Origin of the sequence: Streptomyces reniochalinae (assembly GCF_003323735.1) — a bacterium.
Taxonomy (GTDB): domain Bacteria; phylum Actinomycetota; class Actinomycetes; order Streptomycetales; family Streptomycetaceae; genus Streptomyces; species Streptomyces reniochalinae.
Genome location: NZ_QOIM01000042.1, coordinates 157,709 through 170,725, shown reverse-complemented (window position 1 = coordinate 170,725; position 13,017 = coordinate 157,709). Strand labels below are relative to the sequence as shown.

Here is a 13,017-nt window from a genome sequence, read left to right as displayed (position 1 = left end):
TGACACAGCGTCCCGCCCCCACGACCCCGGCCCCGCCGGTCCGCTTCCCGCGCCGGTCACCTGTCGTTACTCGTCACGCGAAGGAGGGAGGCCGCGGCCCACCACCCGGCCCGCGGCCACCACCATGCTCCCCATCGACCCCGCACACGCCCACTGCCGGGCGCTCGAACAGGCCGTCGCCGCCTTCCGGCACACCCACGCCCCCCAGGTGAGCGCGTGGGGCGAGGAACTGGCCGAGGTGCTGCGCGACGGCGGGCGGCTGCTGGCCGCGGGCAACGGCGGCAGCGCCGCCCAGGCACAGCACCTGACCGCCGAGCTCGTCGGCCGCTATCAAAGCGAGCGTCCCCCCTACTCGGCGATCGCCCTGCACGCCGACACCTCCGCCGTGACGGCCATCGGCAACGACTACGGCTTCGCCGAGCTGTACGCCCGTCAGGTCGCGGCCCACGGCCGCCGCGGCGACGTGCTGATGCTGCTGTCCACCTCGGGGCGGAGCGAGAACCTGCTCACCGCGGCGCTCGCCGGGCGCCGCGCCGGGCTGCGGGTGTGGGCACTGACCGGGCCGGGACCCAACCCGCTGGCCGCGGCCGCCGACGACGCGCTGTGCGTGACCGCGGCCACCACCGCGACCGTGCAGGAAGTGCACCTGGTCGCCGTGCACCTGCTGTGCGAGGCGTTCGACGCGGCCGGTCAGCCGGCCGCCGGCCTGCTCGCCGCGACGGCCCCGGCACCGGCCGTCGGCGGCGAGGTGAGGCTGCCGGCCGCGGAGCACACAGGTCCGCCCGAGATGTCGCCCGAGACGTGAACCGACGGGCGCGCCGTCGCCCGGGCCACCTGCTTGAGCCCCGCCCCCGAAGGAGGCGTGCATGCCGCGCAACCGCCCGCTCGTCGTCGTCGGCGACACCCTGTTGGACACCGACGTCGAGGGCCAGGCCAGCCGGCTGGCGCCGGACGCGCCCGCTCCGGTGCTCGACGTGTCCGAGGAGCACAGCAGGCCCGGCGGCGCCGGGCTCGCCGCCGTCCTCGCCACCGCCTTCCCCGGCCCGGACGCCGAACGCCCCCGGGTCGTCCTGGTCACCGCGCTGGGCACGAGCCGCTCCGACCAGCTCGTCCGCGACCTGCTCGCCCCGCACGTGGAGGTGCTGGAGCTGCCCCTGCGCGGCAGCGTGCCCGTCAAGACCCGGCTGTGCGCCGAGGGGCGCCCGCTGCTGCGGGTGGACCGGGGCGGCGGCACCGTGGGGCCCGTCACCGACGAGGTAAGGGCCGCGCTCGCCGGGGCGCACACCGTGCTCGTCGCCGACTACGGGCGCGGGGTCGCCGCCCGGCTGCGCGCCGAACTCGCCGTACTGGCCGGACACACCCAGGTCGTGTGGGACCCGCATCCGCGCGGGGAGCCCCCCGTGCCCGGCGCCCGCCTGGTCACCCCCAACGCCGCCGAGGCCACAGCGCTGTGCGCCGACCCCCACCCCGACGCGGACGGCGAAGGGCTGCACGGGCACGGGCGGCGCGGCGCCGCCCTCGCCACCGCGTGGCGCAGCGCGGCCGTGACCGTGACGCTGGGGCGGCGCGGCGCCGTGCTGGCCAGGCCGGGGGACGAGGCCCCCCTCTACTTCCCGCCGCTCCAGGAAGCCGACGGCGACCCGTGCGGTGCCGGCGACTGCTTCGCCGCGACAGCGGCCCGCGCCCTGGCCGAGGGCGCGCTGCCGGAGGAGGCCACCCAGGAGGCGGTACGGCAGTCCGGCGCGTTCGTGGCCGCGGGGGGCGTGCGCAACCCCCGGCTGTGGGGCGGCGTGCCCGGCGGCGCCCCGTCGGCGTCCGCCGCGCCGCCGCCGGTCCGCGCCGCCGACCGTTCGCTGACGGACGCCCGCGCCCTGGCCGCCTCGGTGCGGGCACGCGGCGGGACCGTCGTGGCCACCGGCGGCTGCTTCGACCTGCTGCACGCCGGGCACGTCGGCATGTTGCAAAACGCCCGCCGCACCGGAGACTGCCTCATCGTCTGCCTCAACTCGGACGTGTCCGTACGCCGGTTGAAGGGCGAGGGCCGCCCCATCACCCCCGAGGCCGACCGGATCTCCGTGCTGGCGGGGCTCGACTGCGTCGACGCGGTCGCCGTCTTCGACGAGCACACCCCCGAACTGCTGCTGCGCGACCTGCGGCCCCACGTGTGGGTCAAGGGCGGCGACTACGGCACCGAACGCCTCCCCGAAGCCGGCACGTTGGAGGAGTGGGGCGGCCGTGTCCTCCTCCTCCCGTACCTGGACGGCCGCTCCACCACCGCGCTGGCCCGCCGCGCCGGACGCTCGGCGGGGGCGGGTGGGACGGCGGGCACGGCAGGGGCGGGCAGTACGGGTGAGACGGCCAGGGCGAGTGGGGCGGGCGGGGCTGCCCAGGTCGCCGATCCGGGCGGCCGTGCGGCGGGTTCGGACGGGCGGGGCGGGCCGGGTGGACGGCCCGGGGTGGAGTCGTGAGCGGGAGCGGCCCCGGCGCGAGCGGGCGGCGGCCCGCCGGCGGGCCGGCCGGCGGCGGGGAAGGCGAGGGGCGGCCCGTCGCGCTCCGTGCCGGTGCCGGGGTCCGGGCGGGGACGCCCAGGACGCTGGTATTGCGGGCGCTGGGGCTGGGCGACCTGCTGACCGCCGTACCGGCGCTGCGGGCGCTGCGGCGGGCCCACCCCGAGCACGAACTGGTCCTGGCCGCACCGGCATGGCTGGCCCCGGCGGCCCGCGCCGCCCAGGTCGCCGACGTGCTGCTGCCCGCGGGCGGCACGGCACGCGAGGTCCCCGCCGCACTCGGCTGGCCGTGGCCGCCGCCACGGCTGGCCGTCGATCTGCACGGCAACGGCGCGCCCAGCCGCGACGCGCTCGCGGCGAGCGCACCGGCACGCCTGCTCGCCTACGCGGAGGGCTCGGCACCCGCCTGGCGCGAGTACGAACACGAACGGCCGCGCTGGTGCCGCCTGCTGCGGTGGTACGGCATCCCCGCCGACCCCTGCGAGCTGCTGCTGGGCCGCCCCGAGGTGCCCTCGCCCGCACCCGGCGCCGTGGTGGTGCACCCGGGAGCCGACGCGGGCGCCCGGCGGTGGCCGGCCGAACGGTTCGCCCAGGTCGCGCGGGAACTGCGGGCGCGCGGCGACGAGATCGTGATCACGCACGGCCCCGGCGAACTCGCCCTGGCGCACGAGGTGGCCGCGCGCGCCGGGCTCCCGGCGCGCGCGGTACCGGGCGGCGCCTCCGGCCTCCCCTTCGAGCTGCTGGCCGCGCTGGTGGCCCGGGCCCGCGCCGTGGTGGTCGGCGACACGGGCGTGGCCCACCTCGCCTCCGCTCTCGCCGCCCCGTCCGTCGTCCTGTTCGGCCCCGTCTCTCCCACGCTGTGGGGCCCGCCGCCGCACCCCGGGCACCGGACGCTGTGGCGCCCCTCCCCCGGCGACGGACCGCGCCCCGGCGACCCGCACGGCACCCGTCCCGACCCCCGCCTGCTGCGGCTGCACCCGGCCGACGTGCTCGACGCCTGCGCACGACTTGAGGACCGGGACCCGGCCCCGCGGCCGCCCGACGACGGCGTACCGCACGGTACGGAGCCGACCGGGGCGAGCACCGGCACGACGGGCCCGCACGGCGCCCGGGGAGACGGCGGGTTCCGGGGCGTTGCCGCACGCGGCGCGGCGGAGGGAACGGCGCCCGCCACCGCCGCTCCCGCCGCGAGCGGGGAGGGCGGAGCGCCGTGAGTTTCCGACGGGCGCTGCTGGCGGGCTGGTTCAGCTTCGAGGACGGGGAGGCGACCGCCGGGGACGTGCTGGCGCTGCGCCGCGTCGAGGGCGTGGCACGGGAGGTGGGACTGGCCTACGACGTGGCGTGGAGCCCGGCGTTCCGGCCCGGCGAGCTCTCGCTGGCCACGGTCCGCCCCGAACGCTACGACGTGCTGGTCTTCGTCTGCGGGCCGTTGCACGGCCCGCAGGTCGCGGCGCTGCACGAGGAGTTCGGACACTGCCGCCGCGTCGCCGTGGGCGTCTCCGTCATCGATCCGGGGTCGCGGGCGGTGCGCGGTTTCGCGGAGGTGATCGCCAGGGACGGGCCGCCGGCCACCGGCCCGAGGCCCGATCTGTCGGCGGGCACCCGGCCTCCCCGGGAGCCGCCCCCCGTCGTGGCCACCGTGCTGACCTCGGGACAGCACGAGTACGCGGAACAGCGCCGCCACGAGGAGACGGTGCGGCGCCTCACCGCGTGGCTGGGGGCGCACGACTGCGCGCGACTGCCGCTGGAGACGCGGCTGGACACCCGCGACTGGCGGCTGTGCGCCACCCCCGAACAGGTGGACGCTCTGCTGGCCAGGTCCGACCTGGTGGTGACCAACCGCCTGCACGGGCTGGTCCTCGCGCTGCGCGTGGGCGTGCCCGTCATCGCCGTCGACCCCGTGGCGGGCGGTGCGAAGGTCAGCGCCCAGGCGCGGGCGCTCGACTGGCCCGCCGTGATCCCCGCCGAGCGGCTGGACGGGGAGACCTTGCAGCACTGGTGGGACTGGGCCCGTGCCGAGGGCCGCGCCCGGGCCGCCGCCCACGCCGCGGCGCCACCCCCCGACACCCTGGCGGGAGCGCTGGTGCGCGCCCTCGGTGGCTGACTCACGGTGACGCACGCGGGCTCACGGTGACGCGGGCCGACCGCTCGGCGTTTCGTCCCGTTTGACACCTTTGGGCAGCCAGATGGGAGCCTGTTGTGGTGAGCGGACGCCGGACGCGGAGCCGGCACCGACAGCGGAGGGACACCGCACCATGACCGAGGAACTGCACGGCAAGAAGATCGCCATTCTCGCCACCGACGGGGTCGAACGCGTCGAACTGGAGGAGCCGCGCGGCGCGCTGCACGGCGCCGGCGCGGAGACGGAGCTGGTCTCCCTCCACACCGGTCAGATCAACGCGCGCCAGATGGACATCGACCCGGCGGGCACCTTCCCCGTGGACAAACAGGTGGCCGACGCCGCCGTACGGGACTACGACGCCCTGCTGCTGCCTGGCGGCACCATGAACCCCGACCAGCTGCGCACCGACCCCGACGCGGTGCGCTTCGCGCGGGAGTTCATGGAGGCCGGGAAGCCCGTGGCCACCATCTGCCACGGCCCCTGGACCCTGGCCGAGGCGGGCGCGCTGAGCGGGCGGCGCCTCACCTCGTGGCCCAGCATCCGCACCGACCTGCGCAACGCGGGCGCCGAGGTCGTCGACGAGGAGGTCGTCGTCGACGACCGGCTCGTCTCCAGCCGCGGCCCGCACGACCTGCCCGCCTTCTGCAACGCCGTCGTGCGGGAGTTCACCGGCGCGCTACAGCCCGCCTGAGGCTCACCCCGCGGGCGTGCAGCGGAATACGCCGACTCGCCCTCCGGTGGTGCAGCGTGGCGCGGATAAGCCCGGTTTTCCGGGCCACCGCGCCGGGCCACCGTGCCGGCCACCGCCGGCTAGGGCGTGTCGGCCCCTTCGGGGTAGTGGATGTGCAACTCGCCGTTCATGACGGTGTAGACGCTGGCGCTGTCGCTCGCCGTGTTGGTCTTGGGTGTCCGTGGTGTTCCCTGCCTCCTCCCCCGGGCATCGGCAGGCGGGGCCTGTCGGACCTCGACACGGTTGTCGTGACCGGCCACGACGGGTCCGAAGGCGTCACCGCCGGTGCTGACGGAGTAACGGTTGTCCGGTGGGGGCGCCATGGGAATCTCCAATCGGCAGGCGGAAGAAGGCGGCCGGCGTCACCGCAGGCGGGTGATCGTTCGCGTCCCGCAGGTGGTGCACTGGACCCTCTGCGAGGACCCCGGACGCAACTGCTTCGTGTACTGGCCGGTGTCGCTGTCGTCCCCACCGGCGAGGGTGATGGTCGCACTGAGGTCCAGTCGGCCGCACGAGCCGTCGGTGTCGTGCGCGGACACCGACGGATTTCCCCGATAGGTGCCGTTGCCGCCTTTGAACTCCGCGACGGTGAAGCCACCGCCGCAGGCACCGATCCTCATGGCGTAGACCCCGGGCGCTTTCTCCGCGATGGAGAAGACGTCCCCCTGGCTGTCTCTCCACGTCCCGGTCGAACCGGTGACGCCGGAGGAACCCGCGTCGCCGTTCTGGGCGCTGCCGCCGTGCGGCATCGTCGCGGCGCCTCCGTCGGGCGCCACGGAGGGCGGGGCGGGCGCGTACTGCCCCGCGCCCGCCGCGGCGTCGGCGCCGACGTGGTCGCCGAGTTGACGCCAGAGCACCACGGCTTCGGACAGCAGGATCCCGGCCACGACACGGCGCCCGGTGACGAGGCTGCGCACGCCGCTCTCGTGGGTGAAGTAGGCGACGGCGCGGATGTCGCCCGTGCGCTGGGCCGCTTCGAGGCCGATCTCGAGCATCCGCCCCCACGCGTCGGTCCGCAGCGCGCGGGCCAGGGCGGGGACGGCGGCGCGCGCGAGGCCGATGGTCAGGTCGGGGCGCCCGGCGTGCTCGGCCAGTTCGGCGGCCGCCTCCAGGGCCCGCGCGTGGTCGGCGACGTCGGCGGGCGGGGTGGAGGGCTGCGCGGCCCACCGCGCGAGGTGGAGGCACAGGTGCTCTGCGTCAAACGGTTCCGGGTGGCGTTCGAGCACGGCAGGTGCGGCGTCGGCGGCGCACCGGTACCCGACGTCCGTGGCCGTGGCGAGGCCGAGGTTCACCAGGCGCCCGCATACGGCGGAGGGTTCGGGCACCTCGGTCAGTGCGCTGATGTGGGCGGCGGCGAGTTCGGCGTCGGCCAGGGTCGCCAGCAGGCGCAGCACGTTCGCGGTGTCGCGGTCCAACTGGTCGAGCAGCAGCGGCAGCAGCTCCGCGCTCGCACCGGGCCGTGGCAGCTGGACGCTGCCGGAGGCGTCGCGCCGGGCGAGGGCCGCCGCGCGCAGGAGGAGCAGGGGTACGCCCTCCGCCGCCTGCCACAGCTCGGCGGCGGCCTGCGCTTCCCCCGGTCGGGGGCGGCCGAGTTCGCGGGCCAGCAGTTCCAGACCCGAGGCGCGGTCCAGCCCCTTGATCTCCAGCGCCGTGCCCGCGCCGAGCAGTACCCGCTCCCGGCTGGAGAGGACGAACGTGGCGTCGGGTGCCGCGTCCGTGAGTTCCTGTAACTGCTCGGCGGTCAGGTCCGCGTCGTCGAGGTAGACCGTCACCTCGACACCGGCCATCAGACGGCGCAGTTCGGTGCCGGAGGGGGCGTATCCGCCGGTGTCGTAGCAGGCTTCGAAGAGGTCCTGGGCCAGGTCCCGGGGTTCCCTGTGGGCGGCGGACAAGAGCAGCACGCCGTCGGGGCCCGGCGACAGAGTGCGCGCGGCGTGGCGGAGCAGGGTGCTCTTGCCGACGCCGGGAGGCCCCCACAGCAACACCGGGCCGCCGGAGCCGACGGCGTCGGCCAGAGCCGCCAGTTCCGCGTTCCGGCCCAGCGGGGTGTGCTGCCGTCCTGGCAGCAGGTGGACGCGGTCACGGCGTTCGGGCCTGGGCCGTTGCCCCGCCATCAGCAGAGTGACGGCGGACCCGTGCTGGGCGTCCACCACCACGTTGTGGTGGCCCGCGATCACCGGCCCGCTCGCGGCGCCGCCGATGTCCACCCGGTATCCGGCCGCCCGGCCCGGTTCCCGGTCGTCGCCCTGCCCGGATCCGGCGGCCGCCGCGTCGTCGTGGTCTTCCGGCTGTTCCATGGCCTCACCACCGCCTTTACGGGCCGCGGGTCGGCACGGCCGTGTCCTCACCCTCGGTCTCCGTGCGCCACACTAGGAACGGTCCGGTGCGGCGATCCCGTCACACGACGGTTTCTGCTCGATTCCTCCACCGCCGCCTCCGGACGCGGCCACCGCCACGCGGCGGCCCTCCCCTCCACGTCACGGGACGCCGATTCCCCCTCCACGTCACGGGTCGGCGAACGCCACGCCGCGCAGCAGGGCGAGATCCTCCACCGTGATGGACCGGTACCCCGTCGAGATCACGCCGGTCTCGCGGAGCCTGCGCAGGGCCTTGTGCACGGTGGGTTCCGCCGCACCGGACAACGTGGCCAACTCCGGCTGGGTGAGGGGCCAGCGGATGACCGCCCCGGCGCCCAGCGGCTCCCCGTACGTCATCGCGATCTGGTGCAGTACGCGGGCCGGCCGGGTACCGGCGTCGCACCCGGCGAAGTCGATACGCGCCCACAACCGCATGGCGGGGCCTTCGACCAGCGTCAGGGTCCGGGCAGCGCTGCACGCGGGAGACGTCTGCCTCGGCCAGGACGGCCAGGTCACGGGGCGCCCCCTCGAAGTCCTCGCCAGAATGCTCGACGCCCGGCAGGCGCGGGCCGCCCTCGACGCGGCCCCCGACACCGTGACCGCCTCACTCCTGATCTCGCAGCACTTCTACGACGAGACCGTGCGCCACGGCTACCCCGGCATCGAACCCGAGACCTTCACCAGGGTCGCCCTCGCGGAGAAGGAGTACGCCGCGCACGCGTGGCTGCACCTGCCCGGGTACGCGGGCGCCCCGCGCGCGCCCGGACCCGCCGCCACCACCGCCCCGGCCGACGGGACCCCAACCGCTCCGGACGCAGCCTCGGCCCCGCCTCCCGGAAAGATGGTCAACCGGGCGTCGGGCAACGGGGTCGTCTACGCGACACAGAACGGTACGCAGAACATCCACCTCACCCGCGGGCAGTGAAGGAGCGCAGGTGACCCAGGAGTTGACGGCCCTCGCCGAGACCGGCGCCGAGGAGGTCGTCGCGGCCATGGCGACGGACCTGTGGCAGGACACGAGGGGAGCCGTGCTCCGGCTCTTCCACCGCGGCGAGGCCCCGGATCGCCGGGCGGCGATCGCCGCGCAGCTCGACAACTCGTCGAGGAGGCCGCGGAACCCGACGACGTCCGGCGGACCCTGCTCGGCCTGTAGACCCTGGAACTGACGGCTCTTTTGCAACGGGACCCCGCCCGCAGCCAGGACCTGGCCGGACTCGCCGCCGAGATCGGCGCCGCTCTCCCCCAGGAACGCCGCACCGTCCTGTTCGCGCAGACCAACGACGCCAGGGACTCCGGCACGGTCATCGCCGTCCAGCACGGCGACCTGCACACCTGAGTCCCGGGCTCGTCGCCAGGGCACGCCGTCTTTCCCGATCCCCGCCCCGCGCAACGGGTTTGTCCACCTCGTGGGAGCGAGGGACGCCGGCGGCACGCGGCCGGGGCACGCAAAGTCGTGCGTGCGGATGCGGCGCCGCGTCTCGTCGCGGTAGGCGTCGGGGCCGTGCCCATGGGAGGCAGAGCAAGGGCTTTGGCCGGCTGTGATAGTCGCGTAACAAAGGATCTTGAGACCTTGAAGCGTCATCCGAACGTGTGGTCGGCTCCAAGTGACCCGGAGAGATCTTGGAGTGCGACGCGGCACTTTGCCGCGGCCGGACACGACTCCGGCCGACAGCGAAGCCGGCCGCTCCGGCCGCGCTCCGTGACAACCGGGCCGCTATGCAATCCAGGTGTGCAGGAACCACCACACCTATGCACGTGAAAAGAGGAAGATATGCGCAAGTTCCAGCGCGCGGCAGTCGCCGCCGTCGGCCTTCTGGCCTTCTCCGGCATCGCTGCCCAGTCCGCCCAGGCCGCACCGGCCGCCCCGATCACCAAGGGCGGCGGGTACTACAACGGCACGTACGGGAGCTTCTCGTCCTGCAAGTCGTCAGCCGAGAACAACCCGAACATCGTCAAGTACATCTGCGACCAGAACGAGGACGGTAGCTGGTGGCTGCTCGTCGTCGAGGACACCTGCAAGTCGGCGACTCCGAACAGCACGGCTGCTCAGGCTTCCCCCAAGGGCGGGATCTCCACCAGGGGATGCTGAGGACTCCTCGGCACGGGCCGGCCCGGGGCCTGTTCGGTCTCGGTGGCACGTGAATTCCAGTGGTCGTTGCCACACCGCCTGATCCAGGCGGTGAGCAGCCCACGCGAGAAGCTCGGCTGGTGCCTTCCAGCCGAGCTTCTCGCGTGCGGTTTCGCCCACGTCGTAGCGGGGGCCCGGTACCTGTTCGGGGCGCCGGGCGGCCGTCCGGGGCCGGGCCGAAGCGGACCGCACCCGGGATGGCGCCGGCGAACCGCGCCAAGCCCTATGTGCCCACCGCGCCTTGCACGAATCTCCGAAGGTGCCCACGCACGGCGTCGGGCTGCTCCAGCCAGGGCTCGTGCCCAGCGTCCTCGATCCGCGTCAGCGGAAGAGCGAGACGGAACGCGAGTGATGCGAGGGCCGACAGAGGGCGGGGATCGTGGACCCCACCGAGGAGTTCCGCTCGCGCGGGTAGGTGCGCGCGCAGATCGGCAAGGTGCTCATCGAGCGGGTCCGCGCGTGCTTCCTTGCCGAGTTCGCTGTTCATGGCCCAGTTGACGGGGCGCCGCTGCCGGGCACCCTGTGCGGCCCAGTGCCATCCGCGTTCGGGATCGGCATGGTCGGTGAACCAGGCCAGGGTGAGCAGCTCGACTTCCTGCTCCTCGGTGCGGCGCGGTGCCGCCTCCAGCGCGCGCAGCCGCTCCCGCTGCGCTGCGGACATGCGACGTTCGCGCTCCGCCCGGTCCCCGGTGCGCCACTCACCGACGAACGGCCCGCACATCAGCAGCATCGCGGCGACCCGGTCAGGGTGCGCCAGACAAAAGCGGCTCGCCAGGTCGGTGCCGTAGGAATGTCCGATCAGCACGGCCTTGGGCACGCCCCATGCGTCGAGCAGCTCGGCGAGGTCGTCGACATGCCGGGCACCACAATGGCGGCCCCGCCACGGGGATCGGCCGGTGCCACGCTGGTCGTACCGGTACACGGGTGCGAGATCCGCGATCATGGGGGCGACAACGCCCAGGTAATCCGGCAGCCCCGGACCGCCATGGAGCATGACCACGGGCGGCTTCCGAGTCGTGTCCCCCAGTGCCGTCCAACGTAGTTGCGCCCCGTCCGTCATCGACGCGAGGCCCTGCGTCTCCATCAAGGTCATCGCGGAGAACCTACCGCTGCCAGGTCATCGGTGCCCGTCCTGCTCCCGGGCACGACGGGAGAGGTCCATCCAGCCGGGACCGCGGCCTCCGCCGCCACCCCAGTACCGGTGCCGGAGCACCGTGTTCGTGAGCCGCATCAGCCGGCGGCGCAGGGGCTCGGGTCGCGGGGGTGGTCGGCGAGCGCTCGACAGGTGCGGTCCCACTCGCGCTGCGCGGTGATCAGGTGTCCTGTGTCATCGACCCTTGATCGTGTGCCATCGATGGTCGGAGGACGGCAGTTCGTGCCACTGAAGAGTGACCGTGCAGGTCAGCGCTCCGAGGGACAGCCCGGCCCACCGTCTGCCCCTTTCTTCTCAGCCGGATCCTCCGGTCGGGTGGGGCCTGCTGGGCCGGCCGCACCTCCTACCGTAGGGAGTCACACGAGTGTGTATAGGGGTGAAGAGCATGACGATATGGGGGTTGGTCATCGAGACGACCGTGGGTGTCGGCGAGCGCAAGCACACGGAGGCGCACGTGGTGGCGCACCTTTCCGGATCTCGTGCGGAGGCGCTCGCAGAGCTGGAGCGGCGGGCTCGGAGCCACTTTCCCGAGCACCCCAGAAGTCCCAAGCGCCGTCGGTTGCTTCGGGAGGGCGACGGGTTCCTCCTTGTCGTTGACGGGGCGTGGCAGTCGTTCGTCACACGGTTCACGGTGGCGGAGGTACTGGAGGACTCAGCCGCGCCCGCCGCCCCGGAACCTGTGGAGGCGTCGAGCACGCCCGTCGCTTCAGCTAGTGAGCAGGTCGAGCAGGTCGAGCAGGTCGAGCAGGTCAAGCAGGTCGAGCGGTACGCAGACGGGGTACCGGTCAAGCCGGCGTGGCTTGGGCGCCACGACCTGCCGTGAACGGTGGCGCGAGGTTGGCTTTGCACGGGGTCGCTGACCGGCGCGAGACACCTCGGCCCATTCGGCCTGGCCGTACTCGTCCTCGGCCAGGAGGAGCGCTGCGCCATACCCGAATTAGATCATGCGTTCGAATTCGTGCGCGGCACCGGCTCCGCCCCGGCGTGTCAGCTATGCCGGACGATGCACCGAGCCCCCTCGAACGTGCGGCCGGAAGCGGCCTCCAGGGCCGCCGGCGCCGCCGTTGAGGGCTGAATTCTGCCGACGGTGCGTGAGGGGTCACTCGGCTGCCGGTGAGGGCGGCGGGGGCCGCGTGTGAGGGCACCCATAGGGGCCAGATCACATACGAAGCGGCTTCGGATGCCCGTTTTGCCCGAGCCGGGGGTCACGGCGGCGGAGCCCCCACCACCCCACGAACCGGACGAAGCAGGATAGTACGTCACATAGTTGTCGGGGTGGGGAGCCGGTCCGCAGGGTGGGCCCAGGTCGCGACGAGACCGGGCGCACCGCCCGGAGACGCGGCCGGATGTGTCCCCTTCGAAAGGCATCCCGCTCGCATGCGTACTGCTCTGCGCAACACCAAGCTGTCCACCGGCCTGACCGTCCTGGGTGCCGCCGGTATCGCCACCGCCACGCTGACCGGCACCGCCCACGCCGCCACCCAGGACGAGGCGAAGCCGGCCAAGCCCGCCTCCTACGCGGTCAAGGTCGACGAGGTCGCCAAGGCCGACGCCGCCGCCCACGCCCCCAGGCCCGGGACGAAGCCCGCCACGGCCGACGCCTCCGCGAAGGACGAGGCCAAGGCCAAGCCCGAGAGCAAGGACAAGGGCGAGGTGGAGACCAAGGGCGAGGCGAAGGACGGCAAGTCCTACCCCGACAACCTGGACGGCTGGATCCGTGAGGCCAAGGCCATCATGGACAAGCACGACATCCCCGGCTCCTACGACGGCATCAAGCGCAACATCATCCGCGAGTCCGCCGGTGACCCCAACGCCGTCAACGACTGGGACGTCAACGCCCAGAAGGGCACCCCCTCCAGGGGCCTGCTCCAGGTGATCCAGCCCACCTTCGACCAGTACCACGTCAAGGGCACCCCCGATAAGCTCACCGACCCCGTCGCCAACATCGTCGCCGCCTGCAACTACGCGGCCGACCGCTACGGCTCCATGGACAACGTCGACTCCGCCTACTGAGCAGAAG

Annotated in this window: 15 protein-coding genes; 11 read left to right on the top strand and 4 right to left on the bottom strand. The window is 74.0% G+C overall.

What is annotated here, in order from left to right:
* The first annotated feature begins 124 nt into the window (after positions 1–124).
* The 5 genes from DQ392_RS26145 to DQ392_RS26125 all read left to right on the top strand — a co-directional run bounded on the left by DQ392_RS26145 (position 125) and on the right by DQ392_RS26125 (position 5,320).
* Positions 125–805: a D-sedoheptulose-7-phosphate isomerase gene (locus DQ392_RS26145; protein ID WP_114018176.1), complete on the top strand. Its 681-nt coding sequence runs from the start codon at positions 125–127 to the stop codon at positions 803–805.
* Between the two features lie 61 nt (positions 806–866).
* Positions 867–2,468: a D-glycero-beta-D-manno-heptose 1-phosphate adenylyltransferase gene (gene rfaE2, locus DQ392_RS26140; RefSeq protein ID WP_245981994.1), complete on the top strand. Its 1,602-nt coding sequence runs from the start codon at positions 867–869 to the stop codon at positions 2,466–2,468.
* On the top strand, positions 2,465–3,721 hold the full coding sequence (locus DQ392_RS26135) for a glycosyltransferase family 9 protein (RefSeq protein WP_114018175.1): 1,257 nt from the start codon (positions 2,465–2,467) through the stop codon (positions 3,719–3,721). The genes rfaE2 and DQ392_RS26135 overlap by 4 nt, the downstream gene beginning before the upstream one ends.
* A complete protein-coding gene (locus DQ392_RS26130) occupies positions 3,718–4,611 on the top strand; it encodes a polysaccharide pyruvyl transferase family protein (RefSeq protein ID WP_114018174.1) in 894 nt (297 codons plus the stop codon). The genes DQ392_RS26135 and DQ392_RS26130 overlap by 4 nt, the downstream gene beginning before the upstream one ends.
* Positions 4,612–4,762: 151 nt before the next feature.
* Positions 4,763–5,320 carry a type 1 glutamine amidotransferase domain-containing protein gene (locus DQ392_RS26125; RefSeq protein ID WP_114018173.1) on the top strand — a complete coding sequence of 186 codons (558 nt, stop codon included), beginning with the start codon at positions 4,763–4,765 and terminating at the stop codon, positions 5,318–5,320.
* A 119-nt stretch (positions 5,321–5,439) separates the two neighbouring features.
* Here the strand turns inward: DQ392_RS26125 and DQ392_RS26120 are convergent, their stop codons facing one another.
* The 3 genes from DQ392_RS26120 to DQ392_RS26110 form a co-directional block, all read right to left on the bottom strand.
* A complete protein-coding gene (locus DQ392_RS26120; RefSeq protein ID WP_114018172.1) occupies positions 5,440–5,682 on the bottom strand; it encodes a hypothetical protein in 243 nt (80 codons plus the stop codon).
* Positions 5,683–5,721: 39 nt separating this feature from the next.
* Positions 5,722–7,656, bottom strand: a complete 1,935-nt coding sequence (locus DQ392_RS26115) for an ATP-binding protein (protein WP_114018171.1) — start codon at positions 7,654–7,656, stop codon at positions 5,722–5,724.
* A 207-nt stretch (positions 7,657–7,863) separates the two neighbouring features.
* Entirely contained in the window at positions 7,864–8,151 is a 288-nt protein-coding gene (locus DQ392_RS26110) for a helix-turn-helix domain-containing protein (RefSeq protein ID WP_245981992.1), read from the bottom strand.
* Between DQ392_RS26110 and DQ392_RS26105 the strand changes: the two genes are divergently transcribed.
* From DQ392_RS26105 to DQ392_RS26095, 4 genes are all read left to right on the top strand, one after another.
* Positions 8,150–8,641 (top strand): hypothetical protein, encoded by a 492-nt coding sequence (locus DQ392_RS26105; RefSeq protein WP_114018170.1) that lies wholly within the window; start codon positions 8,150–8,152, stop codon positions 8,639–8,641. The genes DQ392_RS26110 and DQ392_RS26105 overlap by 2 nt on opposite strands.
* A 10-nt stretch (positions 8,642–8,651) precedes the next feature.
* A complete protein-coding gene (locus DQ392_RS35440) occupies positions 8,652–8,882 on the top strand; it encodes a hypothetical protein (protein ID WP_245981988.1) in 231 nt (76 codons plus the stop codon).
* Between the two features lie 8 nt (positions 8,883–8,890).
* Positions 8,891–9,052: a hypothetical protein gene (locus DQ392_RS35435; RefSeq protein WP_245981986.1), complete on the top strand. Its 162-nt coding sequence runs from the start codon at positions 8,891–8,893 to the stop codon at positions 9,050–9,052.
* Between the two features lie 435 nt (positions 9,053–9,487).
* On the top strand, positions 9,488–9,805 hold the full coding sequence (locus tag DQ392_RS26095) for a hypothetical protein (RefSeq protein WP_114018169.1): 318 nt from the start codon (positions 9,488–9,490) through the stop codon (positions 9,803–9,805).
* Between the two features lie 262 nt (positions 9,806–10,067).
* On the opposite strand, the gene DQ392_RS26090 is transcribed toward DQ392_RS26095, so the two are convergent.
* The gene (locus DQ392_RS26090) at positions 10,068–10,937 is read right to left on the bottom strand and encodes an alpha/beta fold hydrolase (protein WP_245981983.1); all 870 of its coding nucleotides are present in this window, start codon (positions 10,935–10,937) and stop codon (positions 10,068–10,070) included.
* A gap of 445 nt (positions 10,938–11,382) precedes the next feature.
* Here DQ392_RS26090 and DQ392_RS26085 point away from each other — a divergent pair, with 445 nt between their 5' ends.
* Together DQ392_RS26085 and DQ392_RS26080 are read left to right on the top strand one after the other, a co-directional pair.
* Positions 11,383–11,820 (top strand): hypothetical protein, encoded by a 438-nt coding sequence (locus tag DQ392_RS26085; RefSeq protein ID WP_114018627.1) that lies wholly within the window; start codon positions 11,383–11,385, stop codon positions 11,818–11,820.
* 554 nt (positions 11,821–12,374) lie between these two features.
* A complete protein-coding gene (locus tag DQ392_RS26080; protein ID WP_114018168.1) occupies positions 12,375–13,010 on the top strand; it encodes a transglycosylase SLT domain-containing protein in 636 nt (211 codons plus the stop codon).
* Positions 13,011–13,017 lie beyond the last annotated feature (7 nt).

Excerpts from the sequence above, each read along its gene's own strand:
- DQ392_RS26145 (WP_114018176.1), top strand. The coding sequence starts at position 125 with ATGCTCCCCATCGACCCCGCACACGCCCACTGCCGGGCGCTCGAACAG.
- rfaE2 (WP_245981994.1), top strand. The coding sequence starts at position 867 with ATGCCGCGCAACCGCCCGCTCGTCGTCGTCGGCGACACCCTGTTGGAC.
- DQ392_RS26125 (WP_114018173.1), top strand. The coding sequence starts at position 4,763 with ATGACCGAGGAACTGCACGGCAAGAAGATCGCCATTCTCGCCACCGAC.
- DQ392_RS26120 (WP_114018172.1), bottom strand. The coding sequence starts at position 5,682 with ATGGCGCCCCCACCGGACAACCGTTACTCCGTCAGCACCGGCGGTGAC.
- DQ392_RS26115 (WP_114018171.1), bottom strand. The coding sequence starts at position 7,656 with ATGGAACAGCCGGAAGACCACGACGACGCGGCGGCCGCCGGATCCGGG.
- DQ392_RS26105 (WP_114018170.1), top strand. The coding sequence starts at position 8,150 with ATGGCGGGGCCTTCGACCAGCGTCAGGGTCCGGGCAGCGCTGCACGCG.
- DQ392_RS26110 (WP_245981992.1), bottom strand. The coding sequence starts at position 8,151 with ATGCGGTTGTGGGCGCGTATCGACTTCGCCGGGTGCGACGCCGGTACC.
- DQ392_RS26095 (WP_114018169.1), top strand. The coding sequence starts at position 9,488 with ATGCGCAAGTTCCAGCGCGCGGCAGTCGCCGCCGTCGGCCTTCTGGCC.
- DQ392_RS26090 (WP_245981983.1), bottom strand. The coding sequence starts at position 10,937 with ATGACCTTGATGGAGACGCAGGGCCTCGCGTCGATGACGGACGGGGCG.
- DQ392_RS26085 (WP_114018627.1), top strand. The coding sequence starts at position 11,383 with ATGACGATATGGGGGTTGGTCATCGAGACGACCGTGGGTGTCGGCGAG.
- DQ392_RS26080 (WP_114018168.1), top strand. The coding sequence starts at position 12,375 with ATGCGTACTGCTCTGCGCAACACCAAGCTGTCCACCGGCCTGACCGTC.